Genomic DNA, 15,079 nt, shown 5'->3' on the forward strand with positions numbered 1-15,079 from the left:
TGCGAGGCCCTCAATTCGTGGGGAAGCCGCCGTGGGCGCGGGCATCCTTTTCCAGCTCGGCGTCCTGGTAGCCGCGCAGGATCACGTCCCACAGGTACACGCCGAACAGCGGCAGGCCGAGGTGGAAAAACGGGCCGAACCAGCCGTACTGGTTCACATGGCGCAGCTCGTGCTCGTAGAGCGCCTGGGACTTCGGGATGCTCACCGCGCCGCTGTAGGCCGGCGGCGAGACCGGATCCGGCAAGGCCTGCCAGGCGGCGTTCTGTTCGTACTCGCCGTTGACGAAGAAGACGTTGCCGAAGGTGATGCCCAGCAGCCCGTCGAACGAGCCCAGCCAGCCGCCCTTGAAGACCAGCGCAAAGGCATTCAGCCTGCCGGACGAGGCCACGTCGAAGCCGGGGGTCTGCCAGCTGACATGGCCCAGCGTGAAAGCCCAGACCAGCCAGCGCACCACTTCGCCGATCAGGATGCTGACCTCGATGGCCAGGCCGAACGCGGTGTTCGGCAGCGTCCAGATCACGCCCAGCAGCGACAGCAAAACGCCGCCAAAACTCCAGTGGCCGTTCGGGTCGAAGCGGTTGACCGGGTCGTTGGCGCAGTAGGCGTAACGGCAGCGCAGCCGCGGCTCGCGCAGCCAGTCGGCCAGCAGGCCGGCGCGCTGCATGCGCTGCGCCGAAGCCAGCACAAACGGGCTGACGAGGCGCGCATCGTCCGGCGCGCCGGTGTGGCTGTCGGGCGTCAGGAAGCGGCGCAGCCGCGGGTCGTACCAGCGCGCGCCCAGGCGGTACAGGCCCAGCTCGGCATGCCAGACCCGGCCGCGGTACATGGCCGGCACGCAGCCCTCGGCTTGCAGCGGCAGGCCAGTCATGAGATCGGCCTGCAGCGGCAGGCCGTAGGGGTCGTAGCGATACGGCCCTTCTTCGCCGCAGAAGACCAGGTTGCCACCGGCATCGGCATGCAGGCTGCGCAGCTCACCTTGCGGGTTGCCGCGGAAGTCCACCAGGCCGACCACGCCGGTGGGCAGGCGCAGCACGATGAACTTCGGCCGGCCGTGTCCGTCGGCCACCGCGAGCAGGCCATCGTCTGCGCCGTAGAGGTAGCGCTCGCCGCCGGACTGGCCGTGCTTGGCGACCAGCCGGCCCTTGTGGTCGTAGACAAAGCGGCCCACGCATTCGCCGTTGACCAGCAGCGATTCGAGCTCGCCGGCTTCGTCGTAGCGGTAGATCTTCTCGCCCGTCGCGTCCCGCACGCACAGCACACGGCCCACGGCATCGCAGTCGATTGCGAAGTCGTCGCCCTCGCCCACCACCTCGTCGGCCGGACCGAAGGCGTAGCGCCAGGCCTGCGCGCCTTCGGTGGCTTCCATCAGCCGGCCTTGCGCGTCGTAGCGGTGCTGGCGTTCGCCTTCGCGCGAAAGCCGGAACGCGGCGTCGCGTTCCAGCGCACACGCCCACAGCTCGCGGCCGGCCAGCGTCAGTTGTTCGCGCAGGGGCTGGCCGGACTCGGGGTCGTGCCAGGTCTGGTGCAGCAGCTTGTCCGGCCCGCGGTGCCAGGCCAGGCGCTGGGCGTCGTCGCTGCCCAGCTCTGCCGCGGTCGCGCCGTTCCAGCTGACCTCGGTGGCACGGCCACGCGCGTCCCACTCGAAGCCGATGCGCTGGTCCCACTCGGGGAAGCTGACCTGCGCGAGGCGGCCGTTGGCATCGAAGTCGAAACGCAGGCTAAGGGCCACGCCGTCGACGCGCTGCGTCAGGCCGATCAAGCGGCCCGCCTCGTCGTAGTCGAACGCTGTGTGTTCGTGGTCAGCGCGGGCTTCGCTGACACGGCCGCCCGCCCAGCGGTAGACCCACGGGCTGGCGCCGCCGCGGCGGGTGCGCAGCAGCTTGCCCTGGGCGTCGTAGTCGTGCGCGCGCTCGCCATCGGCCCGCTTGGCTTCGGTCAGCCGACCCGCGGCGTCGTAGCGGTAGCGCGCCCAGGCGCGGCCGTTGCGGTCGACCTCGGTCAGGCGGCCGTCCACGCCGTAGCGGTAGTCGTAGCGGGTGCCATCGGGCTCGGTGAGGGTGGCGAGTTCGCCGGCCTGCCAGGCGTAGCTGCAAAGCTGCGGGCCTTCGCGCACTTCCACTGGCAGGCCTAGCTCGCAGCGCGTGTCGCGCGCCGCGCGTTGCGTGGCGTCGAAGGCTTGCAGGCGTTGCAGCGCGTCCATCACAGGGCCAGTGCGGAAGATTGGGACGGCGCGCCCAGCGGGATCGCGTTCAGCATGGTGTCGAACTCGTTGAGCACGCGGTCGAGCTGCTGGTCGAAGCTGGTCTGCAGGTTGGCCAGCAGCGTCAGCAGGCGTTCCAGCAGATCGTGCACTATGAGCTGGTCCACCTGCTGCAGCAAGGTGGTCACGTCGGCCAGGATGGCTTCGAGCTGGGCCTTCAGCGCGTCCAGCACCTTCTTCAGCTCGGCGCGCACCTGGTTCAGGAAGCCGTCGATGGCCTGCTTGAGCTGCGTGAGCATGCCGCGCAGGCTGCCGGTGATCTTGGCCACCAGTTGCTGGTACAGCGCATCGAGCTGGACCTGGATCGCTGCCGGGTCGATGGCTTTGAGCGGGTCCATCAGCGGGTCCCACACGGTGGTCTTCAGCTCGGCGGCCAGCGCGTCAGGGTCCAGGATGTTCAGCTTGGCGCGCAGCGTGTCGTAGACGCCCGCCACCGCCGTCTTCAGCCCGGCCGGGTGCAGCACCAGTGCGGCCTGGCGGATCTCCCCGAAGAAGCCGTTGACGGCATCGTCCAGCGCGGCCTGCAGCGGCGCCAGGTCGCCGAGGAAGCGGTCGACCGCGAGGTCGATGCGGCGTGCCTTGGTCGAAGGGCGCAGCGTGGCGAGCGCGCCGTGCAGCGTGTCGGCGGTGATGGCTTGCGGCTGGGTCAGGAAGGCCGGCAGCATCTTGGCCAGGCCGCTGTTCAGGCGGTTGTAGGCGGCTTGCGCGCCGCTGGCGTCCAGGCCGTTGATGCGCTGACGCAAGGCGGCGGAGAGTGCGCGCACGCGGCCGTCGAGCTGCTGCAGGCGCGAACTGGGCACATCCAGCTTCAGCGGCGCCAGCACCAGGTCGAACTTCGCGCTCAGCGAGGCCTTGGCGGCGCCGTTGCCGGCCGACAGCGCGATCTGCGCGTCCAGCCGCACGCGCAGCGCCGGCAGCGTCACGGCGCCGGCCAGCGCGCTGGGCGAGAGCGCGTCCACCCGCTGCTGGGCCTCGCGCAACAAGCGCGTGACCTGAGCCGGGTTCAACGCCGGCCAGGCCATGCCCAGCCCCGTGCGGATGGCTTCGAGCGCGCTGGCCACGTCGGCCACGGGCAGCTTGTCCACCGCGGCCATCAGCTGGTCGAACACCAGGTCCAGCGGCTTGAACAGACTGCTGGGCTTGACGCTGTCGCCCAGCGTCAGGTTGTACTGGCGCAGTGCGCCGTCCGGGTCGCCAAAGACCGCGTCGGCCAGGCCCAGCATCAAGGCCTTCATGGTCTCGAAAAACGTGTCCAGCGGCGGCGGCAGGTGCACGCTGTCCAGCGCGCTGGCCAGGCCGTCGCGGGCCTGGGTGAAGAGCTCGCGCTCCTTCTGCTCCAGCGTGTCCAGCAGCGGCGTGATGTCGATCAGGTCGACCAGGCGGTCGATCTCGGTGTGCAGCAGGCGCAAGGGCTCGACCCACACGTCCGGGCTGGCGCGGTTGATGGCGGCCATCATCTGCTGGTAAGGCGCTTTCAGCGGTTCCAGCAGTTGGCCAGGCGAGAGCTTGTCGGCCTGGGCCACCAGTTGGTCGACCAGCCCGTCCAGCGGCGCCAGCACCAGCGTGGCATTGATGCCGTTGACCGACTTCTCGACCTGGTCCAGCAGCGCATTGACAGGCGCCAGGATGGCGCTGCCGTCGAAGCCGATGATGCGGTCGCGGAAGTTGTTCCAGGCGTCCAGCACGGCCTGCACTGCTTCGGCCAGCTCGTCGTCGATGGTCTTGAAACCCGTCTTCAGCTGGGTCTCGATCATGCCTTCGAGGTCCACCGCGCGCAGCAGCGCCAGGCCGCCCTGGATGGCGATCTTCTCGGGTTCGGACAGCGACTCGGGCTTGATGGCCGAGAGCTTGGCCTTCAGCGCGTCGATCTCGTCGATGACCTCGTCGGCCACCGGCTTGAAGTCCAGCCCGTCGAGTTGGGCCAGCAAGGCCTTCAGGTCGTCCAGCGCGGAAGACAGGTCGCTGGCCAGTTGCTGGATCAGCGAACCGGCCTGCTGCACCACGTCGCCAATGGCGTCGGCCACGTCGGCAATCGGGATCTGCTTGAACTGGTCCAGCGCGCCGGCCAGCGTGCTGCTCAGGCCGCCCAGCAGGTCGTCGCCGATGTTCTGGTCGATGAAGTCGTGCGCGGCCTGGAAGCCGCTGGCAATGCCGCTGCGAACCTGGTCAATGTGCAGGTCGTCGAGTTCCTGCTTGACGCGCGTGAGCATGCCGCTCACGGCCTGCTGCACCTGCTCGGTCGGCACATCCTCGATGGCCTGCTGGATCTTGCCAATGAAGTCGATCAGGATCTGCTGGACCTGCGACAGCGGCGAGGCGGCGAACATCTCGTGCACGCCATTGGAAGCGCGCGCGATCTGGGCCGCCAGGTCCTGCGGCGACAGGCTCATGCGCAGCCGCGACAGCAGCGATTCGATCACCGAGGCGATGGCGTCGACCGCATCGTCCACGCTGGGCAGTTCGACCAGCGGCACGGCGCCGAGCACGGTGGCATAGGCCGAGAACAGCGTGTCCCAGGCGTCGTCCGCGACCAGCGCGGTCAGCGCGTCGCAGCCGGCGTCAATCGCGTCGAAGGCCAGGCCCAGCGCGTCGGACCAGGCCTGCAGCAGCGCCTCCAGCGCGGCGTAGGCGGCGGCGTCTGCCGCGTCGAAGCTGACGATGGCGTTGGCCAGGGCCTGGAAGCTGAGGGCGGCCTGGTCGCGCACGGTGCCGATCAGGCCCTCGATGCCGCCGGCGGTGAGCGGCTGGATCAGCGCCAGCGCGCCGTCCAGGTGCTGGCTGGCACCGGCGAGCAGGTCGTGGTCCACACCCACCAGCTGCTGGGCGAGGAAGTTCAGCAGGTCGTCGGCCGAAGGCACCTGGCCACCGGCGAGTTGCTCGATGGTGCCAATTGCCGCAGTGACCTGGGCCAGCGTGTCGGCGTCGATCAGCGAGCTGCCGAGTTCGGTCAGCCGGTCGCTGAAGGCGCTCAGCACGGCTTCGATCAGCTTCAGCGCGGTCTGCTCCAGGCTGTCGCCGGGGTGGATCTGCTGCACCAGCGGGCTGTTGGCGAGGAAGTCCGACAGGCCCTGGTAGCTTTCGTTGAGGTTCTCGATGAAGGCCAGCGCGTCGCCAGGCAGGGCGTTCTGGATCGTGCTGATGGCCTTGGGCAGCGCTTCGGACAGGCCGCTGACGTCGATGTCCAGCGCGCCCTGCACACCGCCAAAGGCCTGCGTCACGGCGCCCAATGGAGAACCCGAGTCGCCACTCGCCAGCGAACCGGCCACGTCCATGAAGCTGGACAGGCCCGTCTGCGCGTTGGTCGCGGCGTCCAGCGCCGGGCCCAGGTCGGGCAGGCTGGCGGTGGCACCGGTCACAGCAGTTCCCCGATGGCCGAGAGCGCGCCGGCCGCACCGCCAGTGGCGCCGCTGAAGGCGTCCAGCATGCCGGGCAGCCGGGTCGTGGGGTTGGCGAAGTCGGCGGCGCCGGCGATCAGGTCCACCAGGCCGGCGACCTCGGCCAGCGCGTTCTGCACGTCATCCATCAGCGCGCCGGCTTCGTCCAGCAGGCTGGTGTCGATGTCACCAAACGGGCTGGATGCTGGCGGCGGGGGCGGCGGCAGGTACTCGGTCAGCTCGCAGCTGAAGTCGAACTCGTCCAGCCGGCCCGCCCGCTGGCCGACTTCGAGCTTGTCCACCAGCACCTGCGAGAAGTAGCCCTGGCCGGTGATCTCGCACAGGAAGTCCACCGGCGCACGGCCCAGCAGATGGCCGCGCAGGGTCTGGATGTCGTCGGCCGCACCGTCGCCGTAGCAGATGCCGCGCACGCGGATCTGCACGCTGGGCCGGCCAAGCGCCTGCGCATAGTCGCCCTCCTGGCCGGGCACGGCATGGCGCACGAAGCGCGCGCCTTCGGTCACGTCGATGCTGAGCAGCTTGTCCAGCACCACGCCGGCGAGTTCGAGCGCCATCTCAAGCCTTTTGCAGGCACGGGACGCGCATCACAGCAGCCCCCCGGTGAAACCGAACTGGCGCAGCGCGTGTTCACGCCAGCGCTCCTGCAACCGGTCCACCAGGCGGTCCACCAGCATGTCTTCGGAGACGGCGTCCAGCTCGGGCCAGGGGCGGGGTGTGGGTGCGGGCGTGAAGGCGGGCACGGGCGGCAATGCGACGGGCGCTGCGGCGGCGATCTGCGCAGTTGCCTCGGCGGTGGCCGCATTGGACGGCTGCAGCGACGGCGGCACATCGACACGCGCCTGGCTCTCGGCAACCGCGCCTTGCATCAGCGCACGCAGCCCGGACAGGCCTTGCACGAGCCGGGTGGGGTGCGGCAGCGGCGCACGCCCGACCTGGTCAGCGCCCCGGCCCTTCGACAGGCTCAGGGCGAACGGAGAGGGGGACGCCCCGTCCACCGAAGAGCGTGACGAAGCGCCACCCTGAGAGAGTGATGCAGCGCCGCCGTGAGAGGGTGACGCCCCTCCGCCGTTCGGGCTGACCCTTCGACCGTGCTCAGGACTAAAGGCTCCGTCAAAGCCTTGACCCTTAGCCAAGCTCAGGGCGAACGGTTGGCGGACGGGGGAAACAGGCGCGCCTCCCGCACCCGCATCCGCATCCGCATCCGCATCCCGTTCGGGCTGAGCTTGTCGAAGCCCCGGCCCTTCGACAGGCTCAGGGTGAACGGATTTGAGGATGGCGTGTTGCGGCAAGGCCTCAGCTGACCGAGCGGCCGGCTCGCGAAGCGTTGCCAGCGCCGCTCGCCGCGCTGCCGGGCCGGCGGGCACAGCGGTGACCAAGCCCAGGGGCTGCTCTGCAACTGCCGCTGCCTGCGCGGCTTGCACTGGCACCGGAGGCACCCAGCCGGGCGGCAGCAACGCGCCGGCCGTCGGGCCGGCCGCAGATCGCGCACTGGCCAACGGCGACACCACCACGGGCACCGGCCGCGGCCGTGGCCAGTTCGGCGCCAGTGTGCTGGCCACAGGTTCGGCCACTGCTGCCTGGCAAGGTGTGCCGCCTTTGAGCGCAGCGCGGATCAGCTGGTCGAAGCGCGCCCAAGGATCCGCCGGCCAGGCGGCGTCCGCATGGTCCACCCATTGCAGCCCGGCACTCTCAAACAGGCGTTCAGCGCAACGCACAGAAAGCTGCGCGCCCGCGTCCCAGCGGGCACTCATGGCTCGCCCCCGTCGCTGCCCTGCAGCCCGGCCAGGTAGACCGCCACCTGCCCCGGTGACAGCTCACCCACCTGGGCCGGCGTCCAGCCGTAGTGCCGCGCCAGCAGCACATGCGCCGCGCCAATCGGCGCAGAAGCAGCCGCGCGGGCCGCGCCGCCATCGGTGTCCAGCCCCGAGATGCGGTTGACCTCGGCGACCAGGAACTGCACCAGGCCGGCATGCAACTGGCGCACCTGGTCAAACGACAGCGCCGGCTCGATCAGCGACTCCTTGACGATCAGCAGCGGCACCAGCGAGCCGTCGTCCTGCGCGGCCTTGGAAATGAGCGCCAGCGTGGCCACCTTCAGCGGGCGCAGCCGCACGCGGCCACCTGCGTCTGCACCCTGCGCTGGCGACAGCACGGCGGCCGGCACCTCCACCTCGTGCACCAGCATGCCACCCGCCAGCAGTTCCTGCGGCGAGAGCATCTGCGGGGTGTCGATGGGCAAGGCCTGGGCGTTGGACATGGCGCTCAGGTTTCCTCATAGGCCACGCGCATGGCCTGGAAGCCGACCGACTCCATCACGAAGCTGTCGCTCGGGATGGCATAGGCCCAGCTGTCGAACTTGACGCCGAACAGCGTGACCTTGGTCGACTGCGTCGGGTGGTTCGGGTCGCGCAGCGTGGAGATCAGGTTGAACGAGGGCTGAACGAAGGACGGGCCGGACGGCGGGCTGGTGGCGCCTTCGCCCAGCATCAGCCGCACCAGCGCGCCGTTGACGTGGGCGCGCTCTGCGGTGCCGGTCACGCGGACCACGCCGGGGCGCAAGTGCGTGGGGTAGCGGCTGCCGATCTCGTAGAAGGGCTGCACGTCGCTGGTCACGCTGATCGCGACATTGGTGAGCCGGCCCACGACGTTGGACAGGTCGTACTGCGAGACCATCGCGTCGGCTGCCTGCCCCTCGGGGGTGGAGGTGTCCTCGACACCGAGCACCAGCACCGCGTCGATCGCGCGAAAGACATCATTGGCCATGAAGCGTGCTCCTGATCATTGCAGCGTCATCACGACGCGGATGAAGTCGATGCTGAAGGTCGGCTGGATGGTCATCACGACGCTCACCTGGCCGGCGATCTCCTGCGCCCGCGTGGCGGTCACGTCCAGCGAATAGCCGGTCAGCGCCTCGTCCTGGACCATGCCGGTCAGGAAGGCGTCCAGCGTGGCCTTCAGCGCGGTGCGCACCCGCGTGTTGTTCAGCCGGCCGATGTAGGGGTTGGCGGCAGAGCGCACGCCGTACTTGGCGTAGTCGACGATGCGGCGCGTGGGGATGGCCGAATACGGCTCGCCCACGCCTTCGGTGGTCACGCCCTTGAGCACGCGCAAACCTTCCTTCACGACGACAGCCAGCACGTTGCGCTCGATCAGTTGCGCCTGCTGGCCGCGGTTGGCGGCAAAGGCCACGTTCGGGATGTTCAGCGCCTTGTTGGTCAGGCTGGTCTGCACCGGCAGTGACGAGATGAGCCCGGCCACCGCCGCAGCCGTGTAGGCCGGCGGCAGCACCGAGCCGTCCGGCAGCTTGATGCCGGGCGCCACCAGCACCACGCGCGCCTCGGCCAGGTTGTGGCCCAGGAATTCGGCCACCGAGCTGCCGGTGGCGCCGATCACGCCGATGCGCTCGAAGTCGGTTTCCTCGGTGGCCTTCAGGTGGTCGATCAGCACCGAGCCCATGGTGTTGGCGTCCTGCCCGGCCAGCAGCACGATGTTGACCAGCTGGTTGCCAATGGCTTCCAGGCCGGCGGCGTAGTCGGTGTCCGCCGCGTCGGCGCCATCTGCCCCGCCCTGGTTGCTGCCGGTGCCGAAGTACGAGGCCACGCCTGCCGCCGGCTTGGCGCTGGCGAAGTTGCCGTTGGGCGCCACGCTGACCAGCCGCGAGCCTGCGGCCAGCTGCGCCAGCATGTTGCCGTCCGGCACGATGTAGCTTTCCTTGGTCTGGCCCCAGCCGATGGTGACCTGCACGCTGTCTGCCGACTCGACCGAGTAGCTGGCGAGCAGCGTGTCGGCGGCCGGCGCGCGCGGCGCTTCGCCGGCGTGGAAGTCCAGGTGGCCGTTCCACACCGTCACCAGCACCTGGCCGGCGGCTGGCGCGGCGTGGTCCACCGCGTAGGTGGCGACCACGCTTTGCTGCGCCGTGGGCACTTGCGTGGCCTCGAAGGTCAGCTGGCCGTTGGCCGGGTTGATGCGCAACTCGTTGAGCGCGGGCGTGACGGCGATGTCGTAGAGCAGCGTGCCGGCGGTGACGCCGGCCGGCGGGTTGGCGCCATAGGCTCGCAGCGGCTTGCCATCGCCGTCCAGCACGGTGACGGCATTGATGGACGCGACCTGCGCCACCGGCGCACTGGCCAGCTGGAACACGTTGCCGACTTTGCCCACCGGCTCGGCCGTGGCGACCGATTTGTAGACGATGTTGAAGGTGTCCACGCGCCGGGTGTCGCCGCGGATCACCTGGATGCGGTTCTGCGGCGTGGGCAGCACGCGGTGGTAGGCCAGGTTGGCGAAACCCGAGGTCTGGCGCTCACTGTTGATGCGCGCCGGTACCTTGGCCGCGTCCACCGAAACCTGCAGGTTGTTGCCCCAGGAACCGGGCGTGGCCGCGCTGAGCGTGGCGATGGTGTTGTCCGCACCATCCTTCAGCGCGAACTGGGCCGCAGTGGCCCGCGAGCTCGCCACGCGCACCGCAATGACGGTGGAGGCGCCATTGCCGTAGACGTATTGCAGCGCGCGCGTCAGCGTCAGCGGGTTGCTGCCGTCGTTGGGCACGCTGAAGCTGTCGGGCGCGCCGAACAGCTCACTGGCGTCTGCCATGCCAGACAGGGTGACCGGCTGGCCGACCGGGCCCGCCGCGGCGGTCCCGATGACGGCGACGATGCCGGAGCTCACGCCACCCGCCGAAATCAAACCTTCCGCACGTACCTCGACGTAGGTGCCAGGCACCACCATTTCTGCCATGACTTCCTCCAATATTCGGACAGCCAAGAAAAAGATAATCCAGCCCCATATGCATGGGGCAGACGAGCTTATGAATAATTTTTCAACGCAACGGCGCTGCCGCAACAGTAACGCGCATTGCATGAATGGGCACGCCCACGGCTTCGCCGCGGTATTCACCGGCACCCTCGCCTGATTTGATGAACTCTTTTCGCCAAACTCCCATGCAGCAGCAAACCTGCTGGTTGCGCAGAGGCGCCAAAAGCGCAACAGCGGCAGCCAACATCGGGCCCACACTTCGAGGAATTCAACGTACTGCCGCAGCGCCCCGGCGAAACATCAAGCCAAGGGCGAAGCGCTCAGAATTTCCCGCGTGCGCGTCAAGGTCTTATTGCAGTTCTTCCTACAACGCGAACTGAAGCCACGCCACATCCCTGCAGCGCAACTCCAAATTCAATTTACTCGATGCCAACCCGCGGAGCAAGCGCTACCCATCACCCTATCCCCTATTTGATGTACAGCGCCCGCCTGAGAATATCGAAGCCGCGGGTTACTCCCAAGCGTCGCGCTACCGCATGGGGAATCGGGACTCTCTGGTTGCGTTACAAATATCCGGTAACTGTCGCTTGATCAGGTGACGGTGATGGCAAGCGCTGCGGAAATCACGACGCGTGTGCAGTGTCCTGTCACAAAGTGCCGCTAGCGTCGCGCGCAAACACCCTCGTTGGGGTGTGCGAGGAGCGCAAATCTTTGGCGGTTCGTAAGTTGTTGGCACCGGCGCTGGGAGTGGCCTTGCTGGCCGCCGTCGGCGCAGGCGCCTGGTTTTCCCACGCTCGCCTGCAAGGTGAGTCCGCGGCCAGTGCCGCCGCACAGCAGGTCCAGGCGCAGCAGGTCACGCTGCGTGGACTGATCGGCTCGGAGAAAGAAGCGTTTTTCGCAGACCCGAAGGTCCAGTCGGCCTTGGCGGCCCAGGGGCTGCACGTGACGGTGGAGACGGCTGGCTCACGCGCGATTGCCGCCAGCGTCGATGCCAGCCGCTACGACTTCGGCTTTCCGTCCGGCGCACCGGCCGCGCAGCAGCTGAAAGCCAAGGCCAAGGCGGCTGCGGTCTTCAACCCCTTCTACACGCCCATCGTGTTAGCCAGTTGGCGGCCCATCGCCGAGATCCTGGTGGCCAACGACATCGCCACGAAGCACGGCGACTACTACGAGCTGACCGACCTGCCAGCCCTGATGAAGCTGGTCGAAAACGGCACGCGATGGGACGAGCTGAAGGCCAGCGCAGCCTTTGCCACCCGCAAGTCGGTGCTGGTGAGTTCGACCGACGTGCGCACCTCGAACTCAGCCGCGATGTACCTGGCGCTGGCCAGCTACCTGGCCAACCGCCAACAGATCGTGCAGAGCCAGGAAGACGTGGACCGGGTGATGCCGCTGGTCGCGCCACTGTTCCTGCGCCAGGGCTTCCAGGAGCAGTCGTCTGCCGGGCCCTTCGAGGACTACCTGGCGCTGGGCATGGGCAAGGCGCCGCTGCTGGTGGCCTACGAGTCGCAGCTGGTGGCCTTCTGGCTGAAGAACCCGAACCAGCGCCAGCGCGACATGGTGCTGATCTACCCGCGCCCCACCGTCTTCTCCAAGCACGTGCTGGTGCCTTACACCGCCGCCGGCGCGCGGCTGGGCACCGCCCTCGAAAACGACCCGGCGCTGCGCGCGCTGGCCCACGAATACGGCTTTCGCACGGGTGGCGACAGCCACGGCCCCGAAGGCTGGGCCAAGCAGGGCGTGAACGTGCCCGAGGTGCTGGTGGACGTGATCGACCCGCCCAGCTTCGAGTGGCTGGAACGAATGATCGTGGGCATTGACGCCCGCTTCAAGTGAACACGAACCCAACAAGGAAAGGGAGCCGAACATGAACAACATCGAAAAGCCGACCGACACACTGCAAGCGCCCGCAAGCTTCACGCTGGAGCCGCCAGCGCCGGTGGTGGCGCTGCCCATCGAATCGGCCAGCGGCAAGGTGCGGCTGAAGCCGGAAGAGGTCTCTGAATTGGACGAGCAGGTGCGGCAGTTCATTGACGACATCAGCGCCCACGACAGCCAGCACCCGCAGTTCAAGCTGGCGGTCGAGCGCATCCACAGCATGGGCAACAAGGAAGTGGAAGCTTCGGCCTCGGTGTCCAACCGCATGCTGGAGCGGCCGGTAGGCTCCCTGAAGAACGGGCTGTTCGACCAGGGCTCGCAGATCGGCCAGTCCCTGGTCGACCTGCGCCGCCAGGTCGAGGCGCTGGACCCGTCCCGCCAGGGCGACCTGTTCTCGGCCCGCAAGCTACTGGGCTTCATCCCGCTGGGCAACAAGCTGGTCGACTACTTCGACCGCTACCAGTCCTCGCAGGCGCACCTGAACGCCATCATCGAATCGCTCAAGCGCGGCAAGGACGAACTGCTGCGCGACAACGCCGCGATCGAGCAGGAGAAGACCAACCTCTGGGCGCTGATGACGCGGCTGGAGAAGTACGTGCACATCGGCAAGGCCCTGGACAGCCAGCTCGCCGCCAAGGCCGCCGAGCTGGACGCCAGCGACCCCGAGAAGGCCCGCGTGGTGCGCGAGGAAATGCTGTTCTACGCACGCCAGAAGGTCACCGACCTGCTGACCCAGCTGGCGGTCAACATCCAGGGCTACCTGGCGCTGGACCTGATCCGCAAGAACAACCTGGAGCTGAGCAAGGGCGTGGACCGTGCCACCACGACCACCGTCTCCGCGCTGCGCACTGCCGTGATCGTGGCCCAGGCGCTGGCCAACCAGAAGCTGGTGCTGGACCAGGTGAGCGCGCTGAACACCACCACCGGCAACCTGATCGCCAGCACCAGCGAGCTGCTGCGCGAGCAGAGCGGTGCGATCCACCAGCAGGCCGCCAGCAGCACCATCGAACTTGCCAAGCTGCAGCAGGCCTTTGCCAACATCTACCAGACCATGGATGCGATTGCCGACTTCAAGGTCCAGGCGCTGGATGCCATGCAGACGACCGTCAACACCTTGAGCGATGAGGTGGCCAAGAGCCGCAGCTACCTGGACCGGGTGCGCCAGCAGGACAGCAGCGCAGCATTGCAGGCACCGAGCGGCGGAGTCACGCTGTGAGGCTGGGCCGGTGGTGGCTCTTCGCCGCCGTGCTGCTGGCGCTTGCGGCCTGCGGCAAGCAGCCCGCAGCGTCAGCCGACAACGGCGCAGGCGCCACCCCATTCACCGTGCTCGCCGGCTCCGAGTTGAAGGACCTGGAAGCGCCGCTGATCGCCGCGGCGCGCGCCGCGGGCGTGGACCTGCAGCTCTCGTACGCCGGCACGCTGGACATCGTCGAACGCATCAACGCCGGCGAGCATTTCGACGCCATCCTGCCGCCCAACGGTGCCTACCCGGCGCTGGCGCTGCAGGCCAAACCGCTGGCACGCGACAAGCTCTTCTACTCGCGCATTGCGCTGGGCGTGAAGGCCGTGAAAGCCGCCGAGCTTGGCTGGGACCGGCAGGCGCCCGGCTGGGCCGAGATCGCCCAGGCCGCGGGCGACGGCAGGCTGCGCTACGGCATGACCAACGCCACCAGTTCCAACACCGGCATGAGCGCGCTGTTCGCCGTGGCCTCGGCGCTGGCCGGCAAGACCGAAGACCTGAGCGAGAAGGACGTGGACGAGGCCAGTCTGAAAGCCTTCCTCAGCGGCCAGCAGCTGACTGCCGGCAGTTCGGGCTGGTTGGCCGAGGCCTACATCAAGAACCCCGCGGCCATCGACGCGATGGTCAACTACGAGGCCGTGATCCTGCGCGCCAATGCCCGGCTGGCACCGGCCGACCGGCTCGTGCTCGTCTACCCGCGCGACGGCATGATCTCGGCCGACTACCCGCTGATGCTGCTGAACGAGGCGCAACGCGCGCCGTACAACCAGCTGGTCGCTGCGCTGAAGGCCCTGCCCTTCCAGCGTGATGCGCTCGCCGCCGCCTTCCTTCGCCCGGCCAACCCCGAGGCGCCGCTGGCCAGCACGCTGCCTGCCAGCGCGGTGGCCGAGCTGGCCTTCCCGAACCGGCTGGAAGTGATAGACGCGGTGCTGGCCGCCTACCAGGCCAAATGGCGCAAGCCGGCCACCTCCATCTTCGTGCTGGACCTCAGCGGCTCGATGCAGGGCCAGCGCCTGCAGGCGATGCGCAGCGCGCTGAAGCAGCTGACCGGTGCCGACACCACTGCCACCACCGCCAGCGCTCGCTACAGCGCCTTCCAGAGCCGCGAGCGCGTGGTGCTGATCACCTTCGCCAGCGAGGTCGCGCCACCGGTCTGGGTGCGCTTTGACGCAGGCCAGATCGACAGCGCCCGCGCCAGCCTGCTGCACCAGGCCGATGCGATGAGTGCCGACGGCGGCACCGCGATCTACTCCGCCTTGAGCGAGGCCGAGGCACTGGCGGCGCAGGAGATGAAGCGCGAGCCGAAGCGCCAGGTCAGCATCGTGCTGCTGACCGATGGCGAGAACAACGCGGGCCTGAAACTGGCCGACTTCCGCGCCAGCCACACCGGCCCGCTGCCGGCGCGCATCTTCCCCATCCTGTTCGGCGAAGGCAACGTGGCCGAGATGCAGCAGATCGCCCAGCTCTCCGGTGGCCGCGAGTTCGACGGCCGCAAGCTGCAGCTGAGCCAGGTGTTCAAGGAAATCCGCGGTTATCAGTGACCTCCATGAACCC

At 68.5% G+C, this 15,079-nt stretch carries 11 protein-coding genes; 3 read left to right on the forward strand and 8 right to left on the reverse strand.

Annotated features, from left to right (window positions below; genetic code table 11):
* Positions 1 to 10: 10 nt before the first annotated feature.
* The 8 genes from AC3WR5_RS24525 to AC3WR5_RS24560 all read right to left on the reverse strand — a co-directional run bounded on the left by AC3WR5_RS24525 (position 11) and on the right by AC3WR5_RS24560 (position 10,654).
* A complete protein-coding gene (locus tag AC3WR5_RS24525; RefSeq protein ID WP_492487840.1) occupies positions 11 to 2,200 on the reverse strand; it encodes an RHS repeat domain-containing protein in 2,190 nt (729 codons plus the stop codon).
* Positions 2,200 to 5,616, reverse strand: a complete 3,417-nt coding sequence (locus AC3WR5_RS24530; protein WP_492487842.1) for a hypothetical protein — start codon at positions 5,614 to 5,616, stop codon at positions 2,200 to 2,202. Before AC3WR5_RS24530 ends, AC3WR5_RS24525 begins: the two co-directional genes overlap by 1 nt.
* Positions 5,613 to 6,209, reverse strand: a complete 597-nt coding sequence (locus AC3WR5_RS24535; protein ID WP_231013170.1) for a DNA circularization N-terminal domain-containing protein — start codon at positions 6,207 to 6,209, stop codon at positions 5,613 to 5,615. The genes AC3WR5_RS24530 and AC3WR5_RS24535 overlap by 4 nt, the downstream gene beginning before the upstream one ends.
* 30 nt (positions 6,210 to 6,239) lie before the next feature.
* On the reverse strand, positions 6,240 to 6,551 hold the full coding sequence (locus AC3WR5_RS24540) for a hypothetical protein (protein ID WP_492487843.1): 312 nt from the start codon (positions 6,549 to 6,551) through the stop codon (positions 6,240 to 6,242).
* An 851-nt stretch (positions 6,552 to 7,402) separates the two neighbouring features.
* Complete coding sequence (locus AC3WR5_RS24545) at positions 7,403 to 7,912, reverse strand: hypothetical protein (RefSeq protein WP_492487845.1); 510 nt, start codon at positions 7,910 to 7,912, stop codon at positions 7,403 to 7,405.
* Between the two features lie 5 nt (positions 7,913 to 7,917).
* Complete coding sequence (locus AC3WR5_RS24550; RefSeq protein WP_141288010.1) at positions 7,918 to 8,418, reverse strand: hypothetical protein; 501 nt, start codon at positions 8,416 to 8,418, stop codon at positions 7,918 to 7,920.
* Positions 8,419 to 8,433: 15 nt separating this feature from the next.
* On the reverse strand, positions 8,434 to 10,389 hold the full coding sequence (locus tag AC3WR5_RS24555) for a phage tail sheath C-terminal domain-containing protein (protein WP_492487847.1): 1,956 nt from the start codon (positions 10,387 to 10,389) through the stop codon (positions 8,434 to 8,436).
* Positions 10,390 to 10,471: 82 nt separating this feature from the next.
* On the reverse strand, positions 10,472 to 10,654 hold the full coding sequence (locus AC3WR5_RS24560) for a hypothetical protein (protein WP_231013167.1): 183 nt from the start codon (positions 10,652 to 10,654) through the stop codon (positions 10,472 to 10,474).
* Positions 10,655 to 11,118: 464 nt separating this feature from the next.
* Here AC3WR5_RS24560 and AC3WR5_RS24565 point away from each other — a divergent pair, with 464 nt between their 5' ends.
* From AC3WR5_RS24565 to AC3WR5_RS24575, 3 genes are read left to right on the forward strand one after another with little or no spacing between them, the layout of a single operon-like run.
* Positions 11,119 to 12,243: a hypothetical protein gene (locus AC3WR5_RS24565; RefSeq protein WP_492487849.1), complete on the forward strand. Its 1,125-nt coding sequence runs from the start codon at positions 11,119 to 11,121 to the stop codon at positions 12,241 to 12,243.
* A gap of 31 nt (positions 12,244 to 12,274) precedes the next feature.
* Positions 12,275 to 13,501, forward strand: a complete 1,227-nt coding sequence (locus AC3WR5_RS24570; protein ID WP_492487851.1) for a toxic anion resistance protein — start codon at positions 12,275 to 12,277, stop codon at positions 13,499 to 13,501.
* Entirely contained in the window at positions 13,498 to 15,066 is a 1,569-nt protein-coding gene (locus tag AC3WR5_RS24575; RefSeq protein WP_492487853.1) for a vWA domain-containing protein, read from the forward strand. The genes AC3WR5_RS24570 and AC3WR5_RS24575 overlap by 4 nt, the downstream gene beginning before the upstream one ends.
* The last annotated feature ends 13 nt before the right edge of the window (positions 15,067 to 15,079 follow it).

The sequence above is a fragment of the Ideonella sp. FW305-24 genome (assembly GCF_058788035.1).

Excerpts from the sequence above, each read along its gene's own strand:
- AC3WR5_RS24525 (WP_492487840.1), bottom strand. The coding sequence starts at position 2,200 with ATGGACGCGCTGCAACGCCTGCAAGCCTTCGACGCCACGCAACGCGCG.
- AC3WR5_RS24535 (WP_231013170.1), bottom strand. The coding sequence starts at position 6,209 with ATGGCGCTCGAACTCGCCGGCGTGGTGCTGGACAAGCTGCTCAGCATC.
- AC3WR5_RS24545 (WP_492487845.1), bottom strand. The coding sequence starts at position 7,912 with ATGTCCAACGCCCAGGCCTTGCCCATCGACACCCCGCAGATGCTCTCG.
- AC3WR5_RS24550 (WP_141288010.1), bottom strand. The coding sequence starts at position 8,418 with ATGGCCAATGATGTCTTTCGCGCGATCGACGCGGTGCTGGTGCTCGGT.
- AC3WR5_RS24555 (WP_492487847.1), bottom strand. The coding sequence starts at position 10,389 with ATGGCAGAAATGGTGGTGCCTGGCACCTACGTCGAGGTACGTGCGGAA.
- AC3WR5_RS24560 (WP_231013167.1), bottom strand. The coding sequence starts at position 10,654 with ATGTTGGCTGCCGCTGTTGCGCTTTTGGCGCCTCTGCGCAACCAGCAG.
- AC3WR5_RS24570 (WP_492487851.1), top strand. The coding sequence starts at position 12,275 with ATGAACAACATCGAAAAGCCGACCGACACACTGCAAGCGCCCGCAAGC.